Source organism: Xanthobacter autotrophicus ATCC 700552 (assembly GCF_043194565.1).
Lineage (GTDB): Bacteria > Pseudomonadota > Alphaproteobacteria > Rhizobiales > Xanthobacteraceae > Xanthobacter > Xanthobacter autotrophicus_F.
Map to the genome: position 1 here is coordinate 130,997 of NZ_JBAFVS010000003.1, position 21,422 is coordinate 152,418.

Annotated in this window: 16 protein-coding genes; 3 read left to right on the top strand and 13 right to left on the bottom strand. The window is 68.1% G+C overall.

From position 1 onward, the window contains the following. Window positions 1-52: 52 nt before the first annotated feature. Complete coding sequence (locus V5F48_RS04205; protein ID WP_394040382.1) at window positions 53-325, top strand: BrnA antitoxin family protein; 273 nt, start codon at window positions 53-55, stop codon at window positions 323-325. 118 nt (window positions 326-443) lie between these two features. Here the strand turns inward: V5F48_RS04205 and V5F48_RS04210 are convergent, their stop codons facing one another. The 8 genes from V5F48_RS04210 to V5F48_RS04245 all read right to left on the bottom strand — a co-directional run bounded on the left by V5F48_RS04210 (window position 444) and on the right by V5F48_RS04245 (window position 9,790). After that, on the bottom strand, window positions 444-1,160 hold the full coding sequence (locus tag V5F48_RS04210) for an ABC transporter ATP-binding protein (protein ID WP_394040384.1): 717 nt from the start codon (window positions 1,158-1,160) through the stop codon (window positions 444-446). Next, window positions 1,160-1,912 carry an ABC transporter ATP-binding protein gene (locus tag V5F48_RS04215; protein WP_394040386.1) on the bottom strand — a complete coding sequence of 251 codons (753 nt, stop codon included), beginning with the start codon at window positions 1,910-1,912 and terminating at the stop codon, window positions 1,160-1,162. The genes V5F48_RS04210 and V5F48_RS04215 overlap by 1 nt, the downstream gene beginning before the upstream one ends. Then, the gene (locus V5F48_RS04220; RefSeq protein WP_394040388.1) at window positions 1,909-3,135 is read right to left on the bottom strand and encodes a branched-chain amino acid ABC transporter permease; all 1,227 of its coding nucleotides are present in this window, start codon (window positions 3,133-3,135) and stop codon (window positions 1,909-1,911) included. The genes V5F48_RS04215 and V5F48_RS04220 overlap by 4 nt, the downstream gene beginning before the upstream one ends. Window positions 3,136-3,138: 3 nt before the next feature. Next, window positions 3,139-4,080 (bottom strand): branched-chain amino acid ABC transporter permease, encoded by a 942-nt coding sequence (locus V5F48_RS04225; protein ID WP_394040390.1) that lies wholly within the window; start codon window positions 4,078-4,080, stop codon window positions 3,139-3,141. 106 nt (window positions 4,081-4,186) lie between these two features. Continuing rightward, window positions 4,187-5,434: a branched-chain amino acid ABC transporter substrate-binding protein gene (locus tag V5F48_RS04230; protein WP_394040392.1), complete on the bottom strand. Its 1,248-nt coding sequence runs from the start codon at window positions 5,432-5,434 to the stop codon at window positions 4,187-4,189. A 65-nt stretch (window positions 5,435-5,499) separates the two neighbouring features. Next, a complete protein-coding gene (locus V5F48_RS04235; protein WP_394040394.1) occupies window positions 5,500-6,909 on the bottom strand; it encodes an acetoin dehydrogenase dihydrolipoyllysine-residue acetyltransferase subunit in 1,410 nt (469 codons plus the stop codon). A 13-nt stretch (window positions 6,910-6,922) separates the two neighbouring features. Next, on the bottom strand, window positions 6,923-9,109 hold the full coding sequence (locus tag V5F48_RS04240) for an alpha-ketoacid dehydrogenase subunit alpha/beta (protein ID WP_394040396.1): 2,187 nt from the start codon (window positions 9,107-9,109) through the stop codon (window positions 6,923-6,925). Window positions 9,110-9,223: 114 nt separating this feature from the next. Next, window positions 9,224-9,790 carry a VOC family protein gene (locus V5F48_RS04245; RefSeq protein WP_394040398.1) on the bottom strand — a complete coding sequence of 189 codons (567 nt, stop codon included), beginning with the start codon at window positions 9,788-9,790 and terminating at the stop codon, window positions 9,224-9,226. A 325-nt stretch (window positions 9,791-10,115) separates the two neighbouring features. Between V5F48_RS04245 and V5F48_RS04250 the strand changes: the two genes are divergently transcribed. After that, entirely contained in the window at window positions 10,116-10,808 is a 693-nt protein-coding gene (locus V5F48_RS04250; RefSeq protein WP_394040400.1) for a GntR family transcriptional regulator, read from the top strand. A gap of 391 nt (window positions 10,809-11,199) precedes the next feature. Here V5F48_RS04250 and V5F48_RS04255 read toward each other — a convergent pair whose 3' ends face one another. The 3 genes from V5F48_RS04255 to V5F48_RS04265 are packed head-to-tail and all read right to left on the bottom strand — an operon-like array spanning window position 11,200 to window position 20,209. After that, a complete protein-coding gene (locus V5F48_RS04255; RefSeq protein ID WP_394040402.1) occupies window positions 11,200-11,436 on the bottom strand; it encodes a hypothetical protein in 237 nt (78 codons plus the stop codon). Window positions 11,437-11,480: 44 nt separating this feature from the next. Then, window positions 11,481-11,645: a hypothetical protein gene (locus V5F48_RS04260; RefSeq protein ID WP_394040404.1), complete on the bottom strand. Its 165-nt coding sequence runs from the start codon at window positions 11,643-11,645 to the stop codon at window positions 11,481-11,483. Continuing rightward, on the bottom strand, window positions 11,642-20,209 hold the full coding sequence (locus V5F48_RS04265; protein WP_394040406.1) for a GH36-type glycosyl hydrolase domain-containing protein: 8,568 nt from the start codon (window positions 20,207-20,209) through the stop codon (window positions 11,642-11,644). Before V5F48_RS04265 ends, V5F48_RS04260 begins: the two co-directional genes overlap by 4 nt. On the opposite strand from V5F48_RS04265, the gene V5F48_RS04270 reads away from it, so the two are divergent. After that, window positions 20,210-20,422, top strand: coding sequence for a hypothetical protein (locus V5F48_RS04270; protein ID WP_394040408.1), 213 nt, complete (start codon window positions 20,210-20,212; stop codon window positions 20,420-20,422). A gap of 4 nt (window positions 20,423-20,426) precedes the next feature. On the opposite strand, the gene V5F48_RS04275 is transcribed toward V5F48_RS04270, so the two are convergent. Together V5F48_RS04275 and V5F48_RS04280 are read right to left on the bottom strand one after the other, a co-directional pair. After that, window positions 20,427-20,648, bottom strand: a complete 222-nt coding sequence (locus tag V5F48_RS04275; RefSeq protein ID WP_394040410.1) for a hypothetical protein — start codon at window positions 20,646-20,648, stop codon at window positions 20,427-20,429. A gap of 427 nt (window positions 20,649-21,075) precedes the next feature. Beyond that, on the bottom strand, window positions 21,076-21,339 hold the full coding sequence (locus V5F48_RS04280) for a DUF1488 family protein (protein ID WP_394040412.1): 264 nt from the start codon (window positions 21,337-21,339) through the stop codon (window positions 21,076-21,078). Between the last annotated feature and the right edge of the window lie 83 nt (window positions 21,340-21,422).

Consider the following 21,422-nt stretch of genomic DNA (forward strand, 5'->3'; position numbering starts at 1 on the left):
GAAGGCGCTGGCGCACGGCCGCCGACGCACAAGACACGTGAGGACCATAGTGATGTCACGACCGCCATTTCGCCGAACCGGCAGCTCGGTGCGGGACACCGCAGAAGCGGCGTTCAAATCGGCCACCACCAAGCCTGTGGAAGCGCCCCCGAAGGCTCCGGCCATTCCCAGCGGGCGGGAAATGGTCACACTCCGCATCGACCGTGAGGTGCTGGAGCATTTCCAGGCAGGCGGCCCCGGCTGGCAGGACCGGATCAACGACGCGCTCCGGAAGATCGTCGATACCAAGATCGTCGACACCAAGATCGTCGATACCGAGTCATGAGGCGGAGCGCCGGGCAGGGGCGCTGACCCTCGCCCTTTCCGGCGGTGAATGCGGCTCACCTGCTTCTGGGCTCACCTGCTTCTGGGCTGTGACGGCCGCAGGGACAAGGCCTGCGTCGTCAGACCGCCAGCCACTCCTCCATCAGCCGCGCGTTGGAGGTGAGCGCCTGCGGCGCGCCCTCGAACACGATGCGGCCGTGGCCCATGACGCACACCCGGTGCGACACCTTGAGGGCGATGGTGAGCTTCTGCTCCACCAGCAGCACGGACACCCCGCGCCGGTTGATGTCGGCGATGGCCTCCCCCACCACGGTCACGATCTTCGGCGCCAGCCCCTCGGTGGGCTCGTCGATGAGGATGACCAAAGGATTGCCCAGCAGCGAGCGGCACATGGTGAGCATCTGCTGCTCGCCGCCGGAAAGGCTGCCGGCGCGGGTGTTGCGCCGCTCCCTGAGGCGCGGGAAATAGTCGAACATCTGCTCGACGGTCCAGCGCGCGGCGCCCTCGGCGCCCCTCTGCTCGCCCATCCGCAAATTCTCGTCCACGGTGAGGTTGAGGAAGACCTCGCGCTCCTCCGGCACATAGGCGATGCCGGAGCGGCAGATGGTGAAGGCGCGGGCGCCGGTGAGGTCCTTGCCGCGCAGCACGATGTGACCGCCGGTGGGCGGCACCAGGCCCATGATCGCCTTCAGCGTCGTGGACCGGCCGGAACCGTTGCGGCCCAGCAGGCTCACCACCTCCCCCTGCCCCACCTGGAAGGTGACGCCATGCAGGATGTGGCTCTTGCCGTAATGGGCGTGCAGGCCGTCGATGGCCAGAAGGGGCGTGTTGCTCATCAGCTGGCCTCCTCGCCGAGATAGGCTTCGCGCACGGCGGCGTTGCCGCGGATCTCGGCCGGAGTGCCGGTGGCGATGATCTGTCCGTAGACCAGCACGCTGATGCGGTCGGAGAGGGAGAACACCACGTCCATGTCGTGCTCCACGATGAGGAGCGTGCGCCCCTTCGTGATCTCGCGGATGAGGCCCACCGTGTATTCGGTTTCCTCGTGGGACATGCCCGCCATGGGCTCGTCCAGCAGGATCACCTTGGGATCGCTCGCCAGCGTCATGCCGATCTCCAGCGAGCGCTGCTCGGAATAGGAGAGTTCGCTGGCCAGCACCCCGGCCCGCTTCTCCAGCCGCACCTGGGCCAGCAGTTCGTCCGCCAGATGGGTCACCGCCTTGAGGCGGGAGGCCCGGCGCCAGAACACGAAGTCGAGGCCGAACCGCCGCATCACCGCCAGCCTCAGGTTCTCGAATACCGAGAGGCCGGGGAAGATGTTGGTGATCTGGAAGGAGCGCGCCAGCCCCTGCCGGTTCACCAGATGGGGCGGCATGCCGCCGATGGGCAGGCCATCCAGCAGGATCTCGCCGGCCGTGGGCGTCAACTGGCCGGAGATGAGATGGAACAGGGTGGACTTGCCCGCCCCGTTCGGCCCGATCACCGCATGGCGCTCCCCCGGCACCACGTCGAGTGCGATGCCGCGGATGATCTCGATGGGACCGAAGGACTTGCGGACCCCCTGGAGGGACAGGACAGGCGTGCTCATGAAACGCCTCCGCGCTCAGGATCCAGGCGACGCGACGCAAAATTGAGGAGGCCGAGGCCCACCGCCATCAGACCCAGGGGCAGGCCCCAGGTGACGGCCGAGAACGGCAGCCATTCGCGCCCGAACAGGGTGACCGGCGGCCATGGGGTGCCGACGATCATGGACCGGTAGTCGGTGGAGAAGAAGCGTTGCGCCAGCTCCACCATGCACACGAAGCCAACGATGGCGAGCCCCAGCGCCACCACGAACAGCACTCCCGCCGAAAGCTGCTCCCAGCCCAGGCCGAAGCGCCCCTCGCGGACCCGTTTCGCGAACTCGCCCACGAGGCCGTCGGGCAGGAACATCATCACCAGCACGAACAGCACGCCCTGATAGAGCAGCCAGGAGCGGGTGAGGTCCGACACCGCATAGCCGAAGAACGACATGAGCGCGGCGCCGATGGCCGGGCCTAAGAACACCTTCACGCCGCCGATATAGCTGTTGAGCACCACCGAGGCGGAGAGATGCATGTCGAGCACGACATAGTTGGCCGCCTCGATGTTGAGCGCCTGCAGCCCGCCCGCCACGCCCGAGAACATGGCCGACACGGCGAACACCAGCACGCCCAGCCGGTGGACGTTGTAGCCGAGGAAGCGCAGCCGGTGGGTATTTTCGCGCAGGCCCAGGGTGAGCCGGCCCACCGGCGTCAGGGTATAGAGATAAAGCAGCACCAGGCAGAGCAGCACCCAGCCGAGGGTGAGGTAATACACCTCCACGTTGCTGCCGAAGGTGAAGCCCCAGGCCGGCATGCGCATGGCGGAGATGCCCGCTTCGCCGCCGAAGACTTCCTTCAGGTGCGGAGCCAAGGCATGCAGCAGCTCGGCCAGCGCCAGCGTGATCATGGAGAAATAGACGCCGGTGCGCTTGGTGGCTAACCAGCCGGCGGCGATGCCGCTGACGAGGCCCAGCAAGCCGCCCACCAGCGGCAGCAGCGGCGTGGGCAGGAGGCCGGCGCCGTTGAAGGCGTTCATGGCGTGGATGGTGGCGAAGGCGCCGATGCCGAAATAGGCCGAATGGCCGAAGGAGAGCATCCCCGCCTGCCCGCACAACAGGCTGAAGGCGGAGGCGAACAAAGCCGCGATCAGCATCTGGATCGACGCATTGACGAGGCCGGCGGACAGGAAGGCCGGGGCGGCGACGAGCGCCACGACGGCAAGGGCGAGGAGGAGGACCTTGGTGCGCATGGCTTAGCTCTTGTCGCCGAACAGGCCCGAGGGACGCACCAGCAGCACCAGCAGCATGAGCGCGAAGGGAATGGTTGCGGCAAGGCTCGACACCTGCAGCGTCAGGGGGCCGCCCACCGCGCGCGCCCAATCACCAAGGCCGATGACCCCGAGCAGATCGGCGAAACTCGCATCGATGCCGACCGCCAGCGAGGTGACCACCCCGATGAGCAGGGAGGCGACCATGGCGCCCTCCAGCGAGCCGAGGCCGCCGATCACCACCACCACGAACACCAGCACGCCCAGCTCCAGCGCCATGTTGGGATTGGTGGTGTAGAACGCCCCCGCCAGCGCACCGGCGAGGCCCGCGAGCGCGGCGCCGACCCCGAACACGCCCATGAAGACGAGGGGCACATTGTGGCCCAGCGCCTCCGCCATGCGCGGCCGGAAGATGGCCGAGCGCACCACGATGCCCACCCGCGTGGTGGTGAGCAGCGCGTAGATGACGCCGAACATGGCGAGCGCCACCGCGCCCATGAGGAGGCGGTAGACGGGATAATCGGTGCCGCCGATGCGGAAGGCGGAGAAGCTCAAGGCCGCCGGCACCCGGTAGTCCACCGGAAAATTGCCGAAGAACAGCTTGATGAGTTCGGCGATGATGAAGGACAGGCCGAAAGTCAGCAGCAGTTCATGGGCATGGCCGAAGCGGTGGACCCGGCGCAGGAAATAGCGTTCCACCACCACCCCCACCGCGCCGACGACGAGGGGTGAGACGATGACCGCCAAAGCGAAGCCGAGCACGCCCGACAGGGCATAGGCCACATAGGCGCCCAGCATGTAGAACGAGGCATGCGCGAAATTGAGGACGCCCATCATGCCGAAGATGAGGGTCAGTCCCGCCGAGACCATGAACAGCAGCAATCCGTAGATCGTGCCGTTCAGGATCGCCACCAGCAGGTGTTCCATCAGATTATCCCCTCGCTTGGCTCACCCTCATCCCCCGGCGGCCGGGTGAATGCCCCGGACCCGCCGGGGCATGACGGCAGATGATGGGGTGTCGCCCCCTGGCCCGTCAGTTGGGCCGCGTCATCTTGCAGCTCTCCTGCACCGGGGAGGAGGCCTCCGCCGCGGTGAAGACCTTCATCGGCTTGAAGCCGAGGTTGGTGCCGTCCACCTTGAACTTAGCGTCTTCCGCCACGATGGAGACCACCATGGGAATCTGCGCCTGGTGGTCGGCGGCGCGCATGCTGGCCTCGCCCATGGGCATCTTGACATTGACGGTCTCGATGGCCTTGGCCACGGCGTTGATATCGACGCTGCCGTCCTTGGCCGGCGGCACGCTTTTCAGCGCCTCGCCTACCATAGCCACGCCGAAGGCGGTCTGCGGCTCGATGAACACCGGGTAGTGGCCGGTCTTCGCCTTGTAGTCCTCGGCGAAGGCGGCGCTGGCCGCGCTGGCCTCGGCGTTGAACGGGTGGGACACCACATGGCCGACCGCCACCTCGCCGGCATTGGCGATGTTGCCGGGCTGGTCGAGGAAGGCGGTGGCAAAGCGCGCCTTCAGGCCCGCGCCGCGGGTCGCCTTCATGAGCAGCAGCAGGTCGTTGGACCAGTTGCCGGTGATCACCGTCTCGGCATTGGCGGCGGCGATCTTGGCGACGTAAGGCGAGAAATCCTGGATCTTGTTGACGTCGTGAAGTGTCTTTTCCACCACCGTGTAGCCGCCCAGCGGAGCATTGGCGACGATGGCGCCCTCCATGTCGATGCCCCAGCTATAGTTTTGGTTCATGGAATAGACGCGGGTGCCGAGGATGCCCGCATCCTTCATGGCCAGCACCATGGGCTTCACCCGCACCTGCGCATTGGGATTGAAGCGGAAGTGGTGGAAGTGGCACTTGGCGCCGGTCAGCTCCAGCGCCTCGCCACCCACGTTGAGGAAGATGACTTCCTTGCCGGGATTGCGGATATTGTACTTGCGCACGTCCTCGGTGATCTGGCCCGACACGGCAGAGGAGGCGCCCTGCACGATGAAGCGGGCGCCGTCGGCGATGGCCGCCTTCACCTTGTCGGCCGCGCCCACCGGGCCGCCCTGGTTGTCATATTCGAGGAGGACGATGGGCTCGCCGCCATAGCCGCCGCCGGCGTTGATCTTGTCGATGCCGTATTTCGCGGCGGTCTTGAACAAAAGGCCCGTGGAGGCCTGCGGCCCGGAAAGCGTCTCGATCACCGCGACCTTCAGCGGCTCGGCGCTGGCCGCGCCCGCTGTGGAGGCCAAAAGCATGGCGGCGATGGGCGCGAGGAAACCTGTGCGGATCTTCATGATAAGTCCTCCCTGTGACGGTGTTCTGCTTGGTTTCACCCAACTTTTCTTCACTTTTACCAGTCTTATCCCGCCGCGCGCAGGTGGCGTTCCAGCAGGCGCCAAACCGCGTCGCGGATTTCCAGCTGCGGCATATGGCCGACGCCGGGGAACAGGTGCAATCCCACCATGCCCGGCAACCGCCGCATATGGAACGGCGGGATGATCTTGTCCTCGGTTCCGGCAACGACGGTGACCGGAATGCGCAGTTGTTCCAGTTCCGCGCGCACGCTGAAGGCCTGCGTCCCATCCGGGAACAGGGCTGCGGCGAGACGGAGCTGGGCGGCAACCAGCGCCTCGTCGGCACGGGCCGCGGCGGCGGCGCGCACGAAGGCGGGCGTGAGCACGGCGGGATCGGCGACCAGCTCGCCCATCCAGGGCGCGAGGCTCTCGACGGTGCGAGCGCGGGCAAGGCCCGATACGAAGGCGCCGTTGATGTCGGGTCCCAGGCCCGCCGGCGCCAGCAGGAACAGGGAGCGCACGTCGGGATAGCCTTCCGCCGCCAGCGCCACCGCCACCGCCGCGCCGAGGGAATGGGCGACCAGATCGAGGTCGGACAAGCCGAGCCGCTCCAGCGTCTCGCCCACCGCCGCCACCAGCGCCTCGAAGCGCGCGGCGCCATGCCCGGCCGATCCGCCATGGCCCGGCAGGTCGATGCCGAGCACCGGCCGCGACACCGCCGCGCCGGCGAGGAAGGGACGCCAGCCGTTCAGCTCCGAGCCGAAGCCGTGGACCAGCACCAGCGGCCGGCCCTCGCCCTGGCGCAGCCACGCATGGTTGAGGCCGCCCTGCCCCGCCCCGGCGGCAAGATGCGGTGCGGAGGCGGCAAGACGCGGCGCGGCGGGCGCAGCCGGTTGGTGGCGAGCCCTCTCCACGTCGATCCGCACGATGCGCCCCTTGGGGCCGCTGCCGGTGAGCGCGCTGAGGTCCACACCGAAATCATCCGCGAGGCGCCGCGCCAGCGGCGAGGCCACCACCTTGCGGGCGGCCACGAGGGCGGCGATGGACGGCGCCCGCGCCGCAAGGCTCTGGGCAGGCGCTGCCGCTGCAACGGGCGCAGGTGTGGAGGGTACAGGTGTGGAGGGAACAGGCGCGGACGGCACAAGCGTGGGCGATGCCGCAACGGCGGCTACCACGGGCACCGCCACGGCCGGTGCTGCGGCAACCGGCTCGGGACGCTCAGGCGCCGTTTCCCCGTCCGCGAGGATGGAGGCGATAAGGGTGCCCACCGCCACGCCGCGCGAACCGTCGCCGACGAGGATGGGACCGAGGCGGCCCTCATCCTCCGCCTCCATCTCCATCACCGCCTTGTCGGTCTCGATCTCGGCGAGCAGGTCGCCGCGCTTCACCGCCTCGCCCTCGCGCTTCAGCCAGCGGACGAGGTGGCCCTCCTCCATTCCGGCGGCGAGGGCAGGCATCAGGATTTCCTTGGGCATGTGGGGCTCCTGATCAGGCGAGGGCGAGGCCCTGCTCGGCCATGACGCGGCGGATGCCCGCCTCGATATCCCTGGGACCGGCGCAGGCGGCGGCTTCCAGCACCTTGGAGATGGACGGCGAGGCCTCCCCGCCATGGACGCGCTGCACCGGCTGGTCGAGGGCATCGAAGCAGCGGGACTGGATCTCGGCGGCAAGAAAGCCGCCGTAGGACGTGCCCACCGAGCCCTGCTCCACCACCAGCACGTTGCCGGTCCTGGCGATGGACGCCTCGATGGTCTCCCAGTCGAGGCCGGCGCGGTCGAGGCTGCGCAGGTCGATGACCTCCGCGTCCACGCCCAGGCGCTCCACCTCATCCAGCGTCGACTTCACCATGGACAGATAGGTGAGGATGGTCATGGCCGAGCCGGGACGCACCACCTTCGCCTTGCCGAGGGGGATGAAGTAATCGAGGTCGTCCACCGGCGCCGGCCCCTTGGCATTGTAGAGGTCCACATGCTCCAGCACGAGCACCGGGTCCTGGCAGGCCAGAGCGCTGTTCATCAGGCCCACATAGTCGAACGGGGTGGATGCGGCGACGATGCGCCAGCCCACGGCGGTGGCGAAGATGCCGGCCGGGTCCATGGAATGCTGCGAGCCATAGCCCGTGCCCATGGCCACCTTGGTGCGCAGCACCAGCGGCACGGCCATGTCGCCGCCGAACATGTGCCGCGCCTTGCCGATCTGGTTGAACACCTGGTCGGCGGCGACCCACATGAAGTCCGGATACATGAACTCGATCACCGGCACGTAGCGCCCATCCATGGCGATGCCGCCAGCAAGGCCAGCAAAGGCGTTCTCGCTGATGGGGGTGCCGAGCACGCGGTCGCCGAAGGCCTCCTTCAGGCCGCGCGTGGCGCCATTGGTGCCACCCTTCAGGCGATGCACATCCTCGCCCATGACCACGATGCGGTCGTCCTCACCCATGCGCCGGTGCATCACGTCCGCCACCACGTCCACAAAGCGGGCCTGCGGCTCGATGCGGCCGGTGAAGGTCTCCAGTTCCTCGGTGCGCACGCCGTTCAGTTCGGAGAGGTCGCCGCGCACGCCGAAATCGCGGAAATCGGGCGACGGCCACAAAGCTGGGACGATGCGGCGCTTGCCGTCCACCTGCTCCACCAGCTCGCCGGCCACGTCCTCCATCAGCGCCTTGGCGCGGGCGCGGAGCGCCGCCACCTCGTCCTCGCCGATGAGCTGGCGCAGGGCCATTTCGCGGGCCACCAGATCGATGGGATCGCGCCGGCGCCACTCCTGCTCTTCCTCGCGGGTGCGATAGCCGAAGGCGCTGCCGGGGAGCGGTCCGTTCTGGTGGAAGAAGCGGTAGACATCGGCCTCGATGAGCGTGGGCCCGCCGCCCGAACGCATCACCTCCAGCGCCTCGGCGCTGGCCAGCGCCACCGCCAGCGGGTCCATGCCGTCCACCTTCCAGGAGGGGATGGCGAAGCCCAGCCCGCGGGCGGAGAGGCGGGTCTCGGCGGTGGCCTCCTCCACATGGGTGGAGACGGCGTAGCGGTTGTTCTCGATGAAGAAGCACAAGGGCAGCTTCCAGGCCGCCGCAAGGTTCATGGTCTCCAGCACCGAGCCGATATTGGTGGCGCCGTCGCCGAAATAGGTGAAGACCGCATCGCCGGTGCCGGCGCGCTTGTGGGCGAAGGCCGCCCCCGCCGCCAGCGGCACGCCGCCGCCCACGATGGCATTGGTGCCGAGATTGCCCGCATCGCCCCAGCGCAGGTGCATGGAGCCGCCGCGCCCCTTGCAGAAGCCCTGGGCGAGGCCGAGGATTTCCGCCATGGTCTTCTTGGACAGGTCGCGCACGTCGCCGCCGAGGGCGGCAGTGGGGGACAGCCCGTCCGGCGCTACATAGGCCAGCGACTTGGCGAGGAACTGGTGGTGCGCCCGGTGGGAGCCGTTCACCTGATCGGAAGCGCGCATCATCACGGCGGAGCCGGTGGCGCCGCCTTCCTGCCCGATGGCCGAATGGGCGGGGCCGTGCACCAGCCCCTGCCCGGCCAGTTCCAGCACCTTCTCCTCAAAGGCACGGATCAGCACCATGGAGGTGAGCATGGTGCCGAGCAGGGCCGGATCGGCCGCATTCCAGTCGTCGCGGGAGGTGGTCAACGCACGCCAGGGGGCGGCGGGTTTCAGGTCCATATGGGTCGCCATCACGGCAGCTCCGAAAACGCTGGAAACGTCAGGGGTGCGAACATCCCCCACGCGAAAGAACGGGACATCGACGGACGAGCATCGATGGACGAGCATCGATGGACGAGCCTTGGCTCAGCCGCCCGGATCGGCGGTGTGCCAGAGCCGCAGGGAGGTGGTGCGCTCATAGGCCTTGCCGTTGGGAAAGCTCACCAGCTCGCACTGCATGCCCCAGGGGGTGAGGAAATAGACCCAGGTCTGCCCGCCGCTGGGGCCGCTCTCGCGCGTCACCGGCACGCCGCAGATGCGGGCGCCGTGCGCCTCAAGATGACGGACGGCGGCGTCCATGTCGTCCACGTAGAACGCAAGATGATGGCCGCCCACGTCGCTGTTGCGCGGCTGGATCGTCCGCTGGTCCGGGGCGATATACTGGAAGATCTCAAAATTTGAGCCGAAGCCGCAGCGCAGGAAGACCAGCTTCTTCATGATAGCGCGGGGATCGACGTGGAGCTGGCGGGCCATCCAGTCGTCCTCGGCCTGGAAGGGGCCAAGCTCGTAGACCGGGATGCAGCCGATGACATCCACGAAGAAGCGCACCGCCTCGTCGATATCGGGGACGGTGAAGCCGATATGATCGGTGCCGCGCAGGCCCGGAAGCCCCCGCGCGGCCGTCTGCTGGGATTGCCCACCCTCAATGCTCATGACCCGACCCGCTGGAGGGAGGGGCGCGCCGCTTGGCCGGGACGGGTCGCGAAATCCGCAGGGAACCCGCGACCGTCACGGTCGCCGCAGCCCCCTCGCCCTCACATCCTCCGCCCGCCAAACGATCTGCGCCGTTTCCTGACGGATAATTGCCGGGCGATCCGCTGTCAACAGCAATGTATCCAATGATGCCTTTGCGAGGATTTTTGCAGCGCGATATACCCATGTTTGGATACATTTGCTGGATTATGCGCACGCATGGTATCCAAACACACGAGCCGCATGGGTCCCCTTGCGATTCAGGGACCCTTCAGAAGAGCGCGCCATGAGAACGGAAAAATCCCCGGACGGGCCGGACAAGGATCAGCGCGTTCGCAGCCATGCCATCGCCACGGACCTGCGGGCCGGCATCCTCGCCGGCCTCTACGCCCCCGGTACCCGCGTGCGGCAGGAAGAGCTGGCCGAGCGCTACGGCACCAGCCGCATTCCCGTGCGCGAGGCCCTGCGGGACCTCGAAAGCGAGGGGCTGGTGGTGCTTGTGCCCAATTCCGGCGCGTGGATCGCCAAGACCGATATCAATGAGTGCGTGGAGATCTACAAAATCCGCGAGCGCATCGAGCCCCTGGCCCTCAGCGAGAGCATCCGCAACATGGACGCGGCCACCATCGCCCGCCTCGCGGACCTGTGCGCGCAGATCGAGGCCTCAACGGAAGTGGAGGATTTCCTGAAGCTGGACCGGGAATTCCACCTGCTCAGCTACAAGGCGGCGGCCATGCCCACGCTGCTGGCCATGATCGAGCGCTTCTGGAACACAACCCAGCATTATCGCCGCGCCTATTCCCATCTCATCGGGAAAGACGGCCAATGGATCATCCACAGCGAGCATCGCCTCATCATGGAGGCCATCCGGCGGCGTGACGGGGTGGATGTGCAGCACCTGCTTGAAAGCCACATCCGCCGCACCCGCCTGCAACTCCAGGCGAATGATTTGCCCGGCATGGTGCCGACCGGAAAGTAGGGGCACGGGGGCCGTCAAATGACCGACCTGTGAGAGGGGGCGCTCAAACGGCCGCGGACCTGCGCGGCGGGCCGATGGGCGGGCGGGGGCGCATCCGTCTTCGAACCGGTTGAAGACCGGGGCGGTTGGGCCGGGGCGGCTGGAATGAATGGGGATTGCGCATCCGCGGCATGATCGACCCGCAGGCCGAGCCTATGATGGGATGCGGATGTAGGACCGTCCGACCACCACAGCTTCGCTGGCGCAAAGGGGGACCGGGCCGTGTCTTAGTGCGTGTTCAGCGAACTGGTGTTTTCCGAACAGGCTCTGGAGACAAAAATCCAGGACCCGGACAAGATCCAGGGCCTGGCTTCAACTCGCCTCGGAGTACAGTTTCAGCCGGAGTACCGTTTCAGACCGCTTTGGCCTGCGCCTTGGTACGACGCTTGCGGGTCGGCGCAACCACCACGACGGCTTCGGCTTCCGCTTCACGGGCCTCCCGCAGGGCGCGCAGGCGTGCGGTGTTGGCGCGGATCGCCTCGAAATCTGAATTGTAGCGATCCATGGCCTGGGCGATCGAATTTTCGAGCTGCCGGCGACGGTCGGAACTGGAAATACGCTCGTGAAGCGCGGGGGAAAATGTATCCATGACCCACATCCTATACCATGCCGCCCTTGAGGGGTAGAAATTAATCAATGATTGGACTTGTGCGCCGGCTCTTTTTCGGCATGGCCGGTCTTGTCCGCACGCTGCCAATGCCGCTGCCGATCTTGCGCCCTCTTGCCCGCCTCTTGCCCGCGCGCCGCCAATACGGCGCGCTCGGTCGAAATCACCCGCCGAAAAACGGCATCCATCATCCCAGTCGGACGTGAATGGCATGATCCTGCCGCGCCGCGTCGAGACCAATGCGCAGCGGCCGCACCGGCAGCGTAATGGCATCGAGGGTGGCGGAGGCAATTCCGCGGCTCACCCGGTCCGGGTTCTCCACCACGATGCGATACCGCCCCTCCCCATGGCGGATGGTCAGCTCGAAGCCCGGCCAATCCTTGGGAATGCACGGATCGAGGCACAGCTGGTTGCCGTCCTTGCGCAGCCCGAGAATGCTCTCCAGCCCGGCCCTCTGCATCCAGCCGGCTGAGCCGGTGTACCAGGTCCAGCCGCCACGCCCCGCATGGGGTGGCTCGGCATAGATGTCGGCGGCGAGCACATAGGGCTCCACCTTGTAGCGCAGCACGTCGGAGCGGCTCCGGGCGTGATTGATGGGATTGAGCATCCAGAACAGGGCCGCCGCCTTGTCCCCCTCGCCCAGCGCCGCGAACGCCATCACCGACCACAAGGCGGCATGGGTATATTGCCCGCCATTCTCCCGGATGCCCGGCGGATAGCCCATGATGTAGCCCGGATCCGGCGTCGACCTATCGAACGGCGGGGTGAACAGCAGCGCCAGCCCTTCGCCGGGCCGGATCAGCTCGCGCTCGATGGCCGCCATGGCCCGCCGCGCCCGCGCCGGATCGCCGGCGCCCGACAGCACCGCCCAGGACTGGGCGATGGAATCGATGCGGCATTCCGCATTCCCGGCCGAGCCGAGGGGCGTGCCATCATCGAAGAAGGCGCGGCGATACCAGTCGCCGTCCCACGCCTCGCCATCAAGGGCGGCGGCGAGGCCCTCCGCATGCTGGCGCCATCGCGCCGCGCGCTCGGTTTCGCCCCGCGCCTGCGCAAGGGGGGTGAAGGCGGTCAAGGCGGCATGCAGGAACCAGCCGAGCCAGACGCTTTCGCCGGCACCCTGCTCGCCCACGCGGTTCATGCCGTCGTTCCAGTCGCCGGTGCCCATCAGCGGCAGGCCGTGGCCGCCCAGCGCGAGGCTGTGGTCGAGGGCGCGGGCGCAATGCTCGAACAGCGATGCGGTCTCATCCGATACGGTGGGCGGGAAGAAGCTCTCGTGCTCGCCGGCATTCAGCCGCTGCCCCTCCAGGAACGGCACACGTTCATCCAGAACGCCGGTGTCCCCGCTCACGGTCACATAGTGGGCAGTGGCGAATGCAAGCCAGGCGCGATCATCGGAAATGCGGCTGCGCACCCCTCGGCCGGAATGGGGCAGCCACCAATGCTGCACGTCGCCTTCCACGAACTGCCGGGCGGCGGCGCGCAGCAGATGGGCGCGGGTCATGTCGGGACGGATGGCGGCCAGCGCCATGCCGTCCTGCAGCTGGTCGCGGAAGCCATAGGCGCCGCTCGCCTGGTAGAAGGCGGCGCGCGCCCACACCCGGCAAGCCAGCGTCTGGTAGAGCAGCCAGCCGTTCAGCATGATGTCCATGGTGCGGTCCGGGGTGCGGACCTCCACCGCGCCTAGAATATCGTCCCAGCTCCGCGTCACCTCGGCGAGGACGGCATCCAGGTCGGCGGCACGGAAACGGGAAATCAGGTCGCGGGCTTCCGGCGCGTCGCGCGCCTCGCCCAGGAAGACCACGCGCTCGATGCTGGCGTTCGGGCGCAGCTCGATCTGTGTGCGCAAGGCCCCGCACGGATCGAGCCCCGCGCCCACCAGCCCCGAGAGCGGCACGCCCCGCAGGGCCGCGGGATCGGCCAGCGTGCCGTTGCGGCCTATGAAGTCCCGGCGGTCGCCGGTCCATTCGCTCTGCCGTCCGGCCATGTCGAGGAAGGCGACCCGCCCGCCGAAATCCGCGTTCCACGGGTTGCGGGCGAACAGGGCACCGGTTTCGCCATCGATGGCGGTGGCCACGAAGGGCGCGGTGGCCGAGCGCGACGGGCCGAGCACCCATTCCGCGTAGGCGGTGAGCGAGATGCGCCGGGGCCGGCTGGTCAGGTTGCGCAGGGTGAGGCGGGAAATCTTGATGGCGCCGTCCACCGGCACGTACTGGACGAGATCGGCGGCAATGCCGTTCGCCGTATGGGTGAAGCAACTGAAGCCGCGGCCGTGGCGGGCCACATAGGTCGCCGCCTCGTCGCGCATGGGCAAAGCGGTGGGCGTCCACACCGCGCCGGTCTCCTCGTCGCGCAGGTAGAAGGCTTCGCCCGTGCGGTCGGCGACGGGATCGTTGGACCAGGGCGTGATCTGGTTTTCCCGGCTGTTGAGGGACCAGGTCGAGCCGCTGCCCTCGGTTGCCGCCTGAAAGCCGAAGGCGGGATTGGCGATGACATTGATCCACGGCGCCGGCGTGGACTGGCCCGGACCCAGCACCGTCACATAGTCCCGCCCGCCGTCGGCGAAACCGCCGAGCCCGTTGAAGTATTCGAGGTCCGGCAGGGGCGCGGGCACTGCTGCGGCAGGCACCGGGCGCAGGGGATGGGGCTTTGCGGCACCCGCGGTCTCGACGATCCGGTCCAGCTGCTCGGCGAGGCTGCCGCGCTGGGCCACGAGCACGATGCGCGCCGCCGCGGCGAGCAGCGCCGGCATCTCCGCCGCCATGATATCGGCGCGCAGCACGAACACCCGTCCCGCGGTCCCGTCGCGTCCCACTTCGCGCTCCACTTGCGGCCGGGACTGGCTGGTGCGGACCAGGGTTTCGAGGGCGGTCTGGAGGTCCTGCACATAGGAGGAGCGGCGCTCGTTGAGGATCACGAGATCCACCGCCAGCTGCTTCATGCGCCAGTAGTCCTGCGCCTTCAGCAATTCGTGGGCGACGTCCAGGTTGTCCATGTCGGCGATGCGCAGCAGCACGATGGGCAGGTCGCCGGAAATGCTTTGCCCCCACAGGCCGGACTGCGGGCCGCCACCGCGCAGGATCGTGTCGGAGGCCGGGCGCAGGGTCGGCGCGGCATAGATCGCGTATCCGGCGAGCCGCTGGTACACGGCAGCAGCGCCTGCCGTAATTCCGAGGTGATAAAGTTCCACCTGGGCCTGGGTCCAGGCCAGCGTCGCCGCCCGGCCGTAGGCGGTGACATCGCGATGCCGGTCGATGCCGTCCAGCAGCGTGGCACGGCTGGATGCGGCCATGGTCCAGAAGGCGATGCGCGCCATGGCCCCCGGTTCGATCCGCACCCGCCGGCGCAGGGCGAAGACCGGATCGAGCACGGTGCCGACCGTGTGGGACAGCGGGCCGCCGTCCATGACGGCGATGGGCGCGCGCACGCCATGGCCGCGTCCGAGAAAGCGGGCGCGGTCGGTTTCGACCTGCGTCGCCCCCACCTCGTCGCCTTCGAGCACGCTGAAGTGGGCGGCCCAGATCTCCGGCTCGGATGGCGAGCGCCGCCGGCGCGTGGCCAGGATGGCGCCGATATCGGCGAGATATTCGGTTTCGACGAACAGCTTGGAAAAGGCCGGATGGGCCATGTCCGAGGCCTGCGGCGCCAGCACCAGCTCGGCATAGGAGGTGACCTCCACCTCGCGCACCCGGTTGCCGGTATTGGTGATGGAGATGCGGCGGACTTCCGCGTCATCCTCGGCGGAGACGACCACGTCCAGCGTGGTCTCCAGGGTGCCGTCGCGACGGGCGAATTCGGCGCGATCCTCGTGGAAGGTCACAAGACAGGCGTCGGGTTCCACGCCGCTGGGCTGGAAGCCGGCCGACCAGACATCGCCGCTGCGCACGTCCCGCAGGAAGACGTAGGAGCCGAAATCGTCGCAGGTGGCATCCTCCCGCCAGCGGGTGACGGCGAAATCGCCCCAGCGGCTGTAGCCGGAGCCCGCCGCCGTGAGCATGGTGGCATAGCGCCCGTTGGAGAGCAGATGGGTGGCGGGCGTGGCCTGCCGCGCGGAGGTGAAGACGCGTGTGGCGGCGGGCTCCAGATCCAGCACGCGATCCGTCGCGCGCACCTGCGCCGACCAGGGGCGCACCATCGCCACGTCGCGGGGCGTGCGTTCCTGCAGCAGCAATTCGCTGGCCTGAATCATGGGTTCGGCATGAAAGCGCGCCCGCATGATGCCGCCCATGAGCGCGTCGGTGATGGCGACGATGGTCATGCCCTGATGATGCGCCATGAACGCCCGCACGATCACGAAGCTCTCATCCGCCGGGACCCGGCTCGCCGTATAGTCGAGGGCCTCGTAGAAGCCATAGCGGCCGCAGGCGCCGGCCTCGGCGAGGCGGGCGAGATTGGCACAGGCGGCGGCCGGCTCCGCCATGGCGGCCAGGGCCGTGGCATAGGGGGCGATCACCAGACTGTCCGCGAGCCCGCGCTTCAGCCCCAGGTCCGGGATGCCGAAGTTGGAATATTGGTAGGTCAGTTCCAGGTTGCGGGCGTTGTAGGCGGATTCGGAAATACCCCAGGGCACCCGCCGGCTCGCGCCGTAGTCGATCTGCCGGCGCACCACCAGCCGGTTGGTCTGGTCGAGCAGGCTGCCGGCCGGTGCGCGCATGATCAGCGACGGCATCAGGTATTCGAACATGGAGCCGGACCAGGAGATCAGCGCGGCGCCATGGGCCACCGGCGTCACCGAGCGGCCGAGGCGGAACCAGTGGCGGGCCGGGACATCGCCCTTGGCGATGGCGAAGAAGCTGGCAAGCCGGGCTTCGGACGCCAGAAGATCATAGCAGCTCGGATCGAGCGTGCCCTCCGGCACCAGATAGCCGATGGACAGCAGGTTGCGGTCGCCGTCCACGAGGAAGCCGAATTCCATGGCCAGCGCCATGGCCCGGGCGGTGTCCTCCAGCGCAACGAGGCGGGCCGCCACCACGAAGGCTGCACCGTCGCCCGACGCGAGATCGCGGCGATGGGTGGCGATGGCATCAAGGCTCGCCTGCGCCCAGAACAGCATGTCCGCGCCAGCCGTATCCCCGCGCTCGGTGGCCAGCGCACGGGCGATGTCGATCATGGTGTCCCCAGCCGTGGCGAGATCCTCCAGCCGGCGCGAGAGGTCCTCGCCCGGCTCGGCTTCCCGTCGCACATCGTCGATGAGGGCAGAGAGGACCTGGTCCAGCTGCGGCAGCGTCACCGTCTGGGTGCGCCGCCCGTCCTGCAGGCGGGCGGCCTCGGTGCGCGTCAGGTCCAGCGCATCGGCGAGGCCGGCGAGGCGCTGCGCGGACGGCTGGGCGTCGGTTCGCCACGCGCGCAGCGCATTGGCGAGGGCGACGAGGTGCCCGGCCAGATTGCCGCTGTCGACGGTGGAGACGTATTTCGGGTCCAGCGGGCGCAGGTCGCCCGTATCGTACCAATTGTAGAAATGGCCGCGGAACCGCGCGAGGCGGCCCATGGTGGCAAGGGTCGCATCCAGCCGGTCCATGGCCTCATGGGTTCCAACCCAGCCGAAGTCGCGGGCGCTGGCCACCGACAGCAGATAGAGCCCGATGTTGGTGGGCGAGGTCCGGCGCGCCAGGGCAGGCGCCGGGTCTTCCTGGAAATTGTCCGGCGGCAGCATGTGGTCCGCCGCCGTGACGAAGGTCTCGAAGAACCGCCAGGTGCGGCGGGCCGTCAGCCGCAGCGTGCGGGCATCGGCATCCGACATCTGCAGCAGGTCCGCCGGCTGGGGCGAGCGGCTGACGAAGCGCGCCACCGCAGGCGAGGCGACCCACAGGGCCGCGAATGCCAACGCCAGCGGCCAGGCGCCATGCCCCGCGAACACGGCGACAACCAGCGCCGCCGCGGCGATGATGAAGGCGCCGGCCATCCGCCGGCCATAGGCCGCAAGGTCGAGGCGCCGGGCCGAGGCGGCCTGGGCGGCGGGAACCCATTCCAGCAGATGCCGCCGGGTGACCGTGAGCCGCCAGAGGGTGCGCACGATGGCATCGCCCATCAGCCACGCCTCATGGGCCAGGAACACCACAGTGAGCGCCGACTGGAGCAGCGCCAGGCGCAGATCGCCGAGGAGCGCCCGCAGGTGGCTGCCCATGGCAATCCCACGCTGGCCGGGCACCATGGCGGCAGCGACCGGAATGAGGTTGGGCAGCGCGAGGGTGAGGAGCAGGAACGAGGTCCAGATCAGCGCGGCGGTCCACGGCAGCGTAAAGCCGACGATCAGGCCGGCGACGGCAAGCGGCGCGGACAGGGAGCGGCGCAGATTGTCCAGCATCTTCCAGCGCCCCATGGCCGGAATATCGCCGAAGCCGTGGGCCACATGGGCCGGCTGGGGACCAAAGCCGACGATCCACGGCAGCAGCTGCCAGTCGCCCCGCGCCCAGCGATGGCGCCTGAGCGCGCTGACGTCGTAGCGGGCGGGGAACTCCTCCACCACCTCCACGTCGGAGGCAAGGCCCGCGCGCGCGAAAACGCCCTCGAACAGATCGTGGCTGAGCAGGGTGGAATCGGGCACGCGCCCGGCCAGCGCGGCCTCGAACACATCCACGTCATAGATGCCCTTGCCGGCGTAGGAGCCCTCGCCGGTCAGGTCCTGGTACACATCGGACACGGCCGAGCCATAGGGATCGATGCCGCTCATGCTGGAGAAGGTGCGCTGGAACAGCGATCCCTCGCCGCCCAGCGGCAGCGACGGCGTCACCCGCGGCTGGAGGATGCCGTAGCCTTCCACGACCCGCCCGGACGCCGCGTCGAAACGGGGCTGGTTCAGCGGATGGGCCATCTTGCCGATGAGGCGGCGCACCGTGTCGCGCGGCAGCCGCGTATCGGCATCCAGCGTCACCACATAGCGCACGTCCCCGGGCACGCTCGCAGGGCGCCCGTCGATCGGGGCGAAGGTGGTGTCGGTGGCGCCACGCAGCAGGCGGTTCAGCTCGTGGAGCTTGCCGCGCTTGCGCTCCCAGCCGATCCACCGCCCCTCCCCCACGTTCCACACACGCCGCCGGTGCAGCAGCAGGAAGCGGGCGCCGCCCGGCCCCGGTCCGTAGCGCGCATTGAGACGGGCGATGCCCGCCGCCGCCGTTGCCACCAGGGCCGCATCGCCCTCGGCGTGCTCCGCATCGGCATCGATCCAGTCGGACAGCAGGGCGAAATGCAGGTCGCCTTCGGGGCTGGCCAGATGATGGATCTCCAGCCGCTCGATATTCTCCTCGATGGAGGCCGGGCTGGTCAGCAGCGTGGGCACCGCCACCAGCGTGCGCAGATGGGAGGGAACCCCATCGCGCAGCTCCAGCGCCGGCAGGGCGGTTGCCCCGAAGCCGAAGCTCATGGCGCGGTTGACCAGCGCCACCGCCGCGTCAAGGGCCGGAATGGCGCCGAGCAGCGCCAGAAGGCTGAGCGCCGGCCCGGAGAACCCGGCGTAGCCGATCGCCAGCAGCGGCAGGGCGAGCAGCAGAGCGGCGGCGATGGCGATGGCGCCCACATAGCCGCCGATGCCGAAGGCCCGGCTCAACCGGGTGGACACGTCATGAAGCGGCAGGCGGAAGCCGATCTCCCGCTCGAACGCGCGCCGACCGCCTCCGATCAAATGGTAGCCGGGATCGCTTTCGCGCGGGATCGCATCGGCATCGGCTGGCTCACGGATACGCGCGGTCGCCGCGAGGGCGGCCTGGGCGATCTGAAGCTCGGTGCGCGGCGCGCCCCGCGCCAGCTGCTCGATGGCGTTGCGGTAGAGGTTGCGGGTGGAAAAATCCATCGCCGGGTAGGCGCTGCCAGCGGTGAGCACAAGGTCCACCAGGCTGGTGCGCTCGAACATCTCCTTCCAATCCAGATCGGAGATCAGGCGCAGGCTGGTGATGATGTTGCGCACCGTCAGATTGGCGGCGCCCTGGCTGCGGTGCACGTCGCGCACCACTGCATCGGCCGTCATGCCCTGCGCCGCAAGGCGCTGGTCCAGCCAGGTGAGGGCGGGCGTGATCCTCGGGTCCTGATCGCGCAGCCGGTGCACCAGTTGCACCGCGAGGGCATCGACAAGCGCGCCCTGCTCGTGGCCGGCGAGCACGGACGCCACCGGCTCGGGCGGGCGCCCGCTCAGCCCCAGCAGGCGGTCGGCCAGCGCATCGGCCTCGCGCCGGGCCGCCCGATCCTCCACGATGCGATCGGCCATGCGCCGCAGATTCTCGATGAGCACGATGCGCAGGGTGATGGACACCGCCCACAGCTCGCCGATGGTGAGGGGCTGCACCTCCTGATAGGCATTCAGGTAACGCGCCAGCATCTCCGGGTCGAAGCGGCTGTCGGTATGGGCCACGAATGCCCACGCCACCCCGAACACGCGCGGATAGCCGGCGAATGGCCCGGCGGCGAGCTTGGGCAGCTGGCGGTAATAGCCCGGCGGCAGATCGGAGCGGATCTCGCGGATCTGCTTTTCCACCAGGTGATAATTGTCGATCAGCCACTCCGCCGAAGGGGTGATGGCGCCACCCTCGGCGAGGGCACCGGCGATGGCCCGGTAGGCGTCCAGCAGCACCGCGCCGTTGTCGGCGAGGCGCGCCGAGAGCGTATGGCCGCGGGCCGCCCGCGGCTGCACCGGCTGGGCCGCCGCCAGGGTACGGGCGTGCTCCTCCAGACGCTCCGTGCTGAACAGTTCTTCACGGACCGGTTGGCGATCGTCCCAGGGGGAAGACGCAGGCACGCGCCCGACGGCGCTCAGGAGGAGGGAGAGCAAGTGGACCTTTCTGCCGCGCTTTCGGCGCACGGTGGGCCTCATACCTTCGGCCGTTTGGCTTCGACCGATGCGAACTGGGTTAAGCTCGAACGCCGCGCGGGCTCTCGTGGTTCGACCGCGACAGATGGAACCCATCTGTCGCGGTCGAACCACAACCCTTTGATCTGGTGGATCAACTTTTCGAAACGGATGGGTACCATCCGTTTCGGTTGATCCACTAGCCCTCGATCGTGTCGGCGAAGGCGCGGGCAAACCGCACCGCCAGCGCGCGCGCATCCGCCTGCAGCTCGGCGTTGCTCTTGGGAGCGGAAGCGGCGCTGCGCACGGGAATTTCGAGGGTCAGCGACCCGCCGCCGGAATCCTGCTCGCGCCAGACGATCCGGGCGAGGACGTGATCGGCGTCGAGCGCCTGGAAAACGATATTGAGGCCTTTGTTCATCTGGATCTCTGTCGTCGTCGGGGCAAAGGCGCACGGCGCGCACCTGTCGAATGCCATCTGGCGACAGGTCCCTGCGGCAGGTCCAAATGTCGTCGGCCTTAAGAGTATGGTCGGCCTTAAGAGTATCCTCGGCCTTGAGCGTTTTGCGTTCGCACGGGGCTCACGGCAATCGCTGAGAAGTCTCGCTTTGACGCGTTTTCTTCACGCGAACCACTATCCTCTTCGCGCGAGAACGCTCCAAACGCCCTTTCGATCAGCTCTGAACACGGCAGGCCAAGGCTGGCGGCGAGGGCACCTGTCTGGCCCGGATTTTTTGGCCCTGATCTTTTTTGGACGGGCTCGCCTGGCGAGTATTCACGAGGAGTCTTGTCTATTTTCAGTCGTATGCTCTTCACGCGAATCTTTATTCAGCTCGCTCGAAACCGCTCTAGAAATCGGCCGTGGAGAGACGATTGAAATTCTGCTTCCGCCGCGCATAGATTCCGCTGGCGACACTTTCGATCCGCGTCCGGTTCACGTCGAAGACCTGCAGCGATGCTGCTTCGCCCTGCCCCGCCCGGGGGTTGAAGCGCTGCAGCACATCCGCATCCACGTGGAACGAAATCTCGAAGGTGGAATCGTATCCCCAGAAGGTGACGCAGCGTTTGGATGCGTTATAGCTGCGGCTGGTATTGGGAAAGTGGAGCGACATGGGATTTCCTCTTGATAGGTGCGGCCGTCTGGAGTGCGATCCGAGCAAATTGAGCCCATTTGCGCGGTGAACCGCTCTCTAAA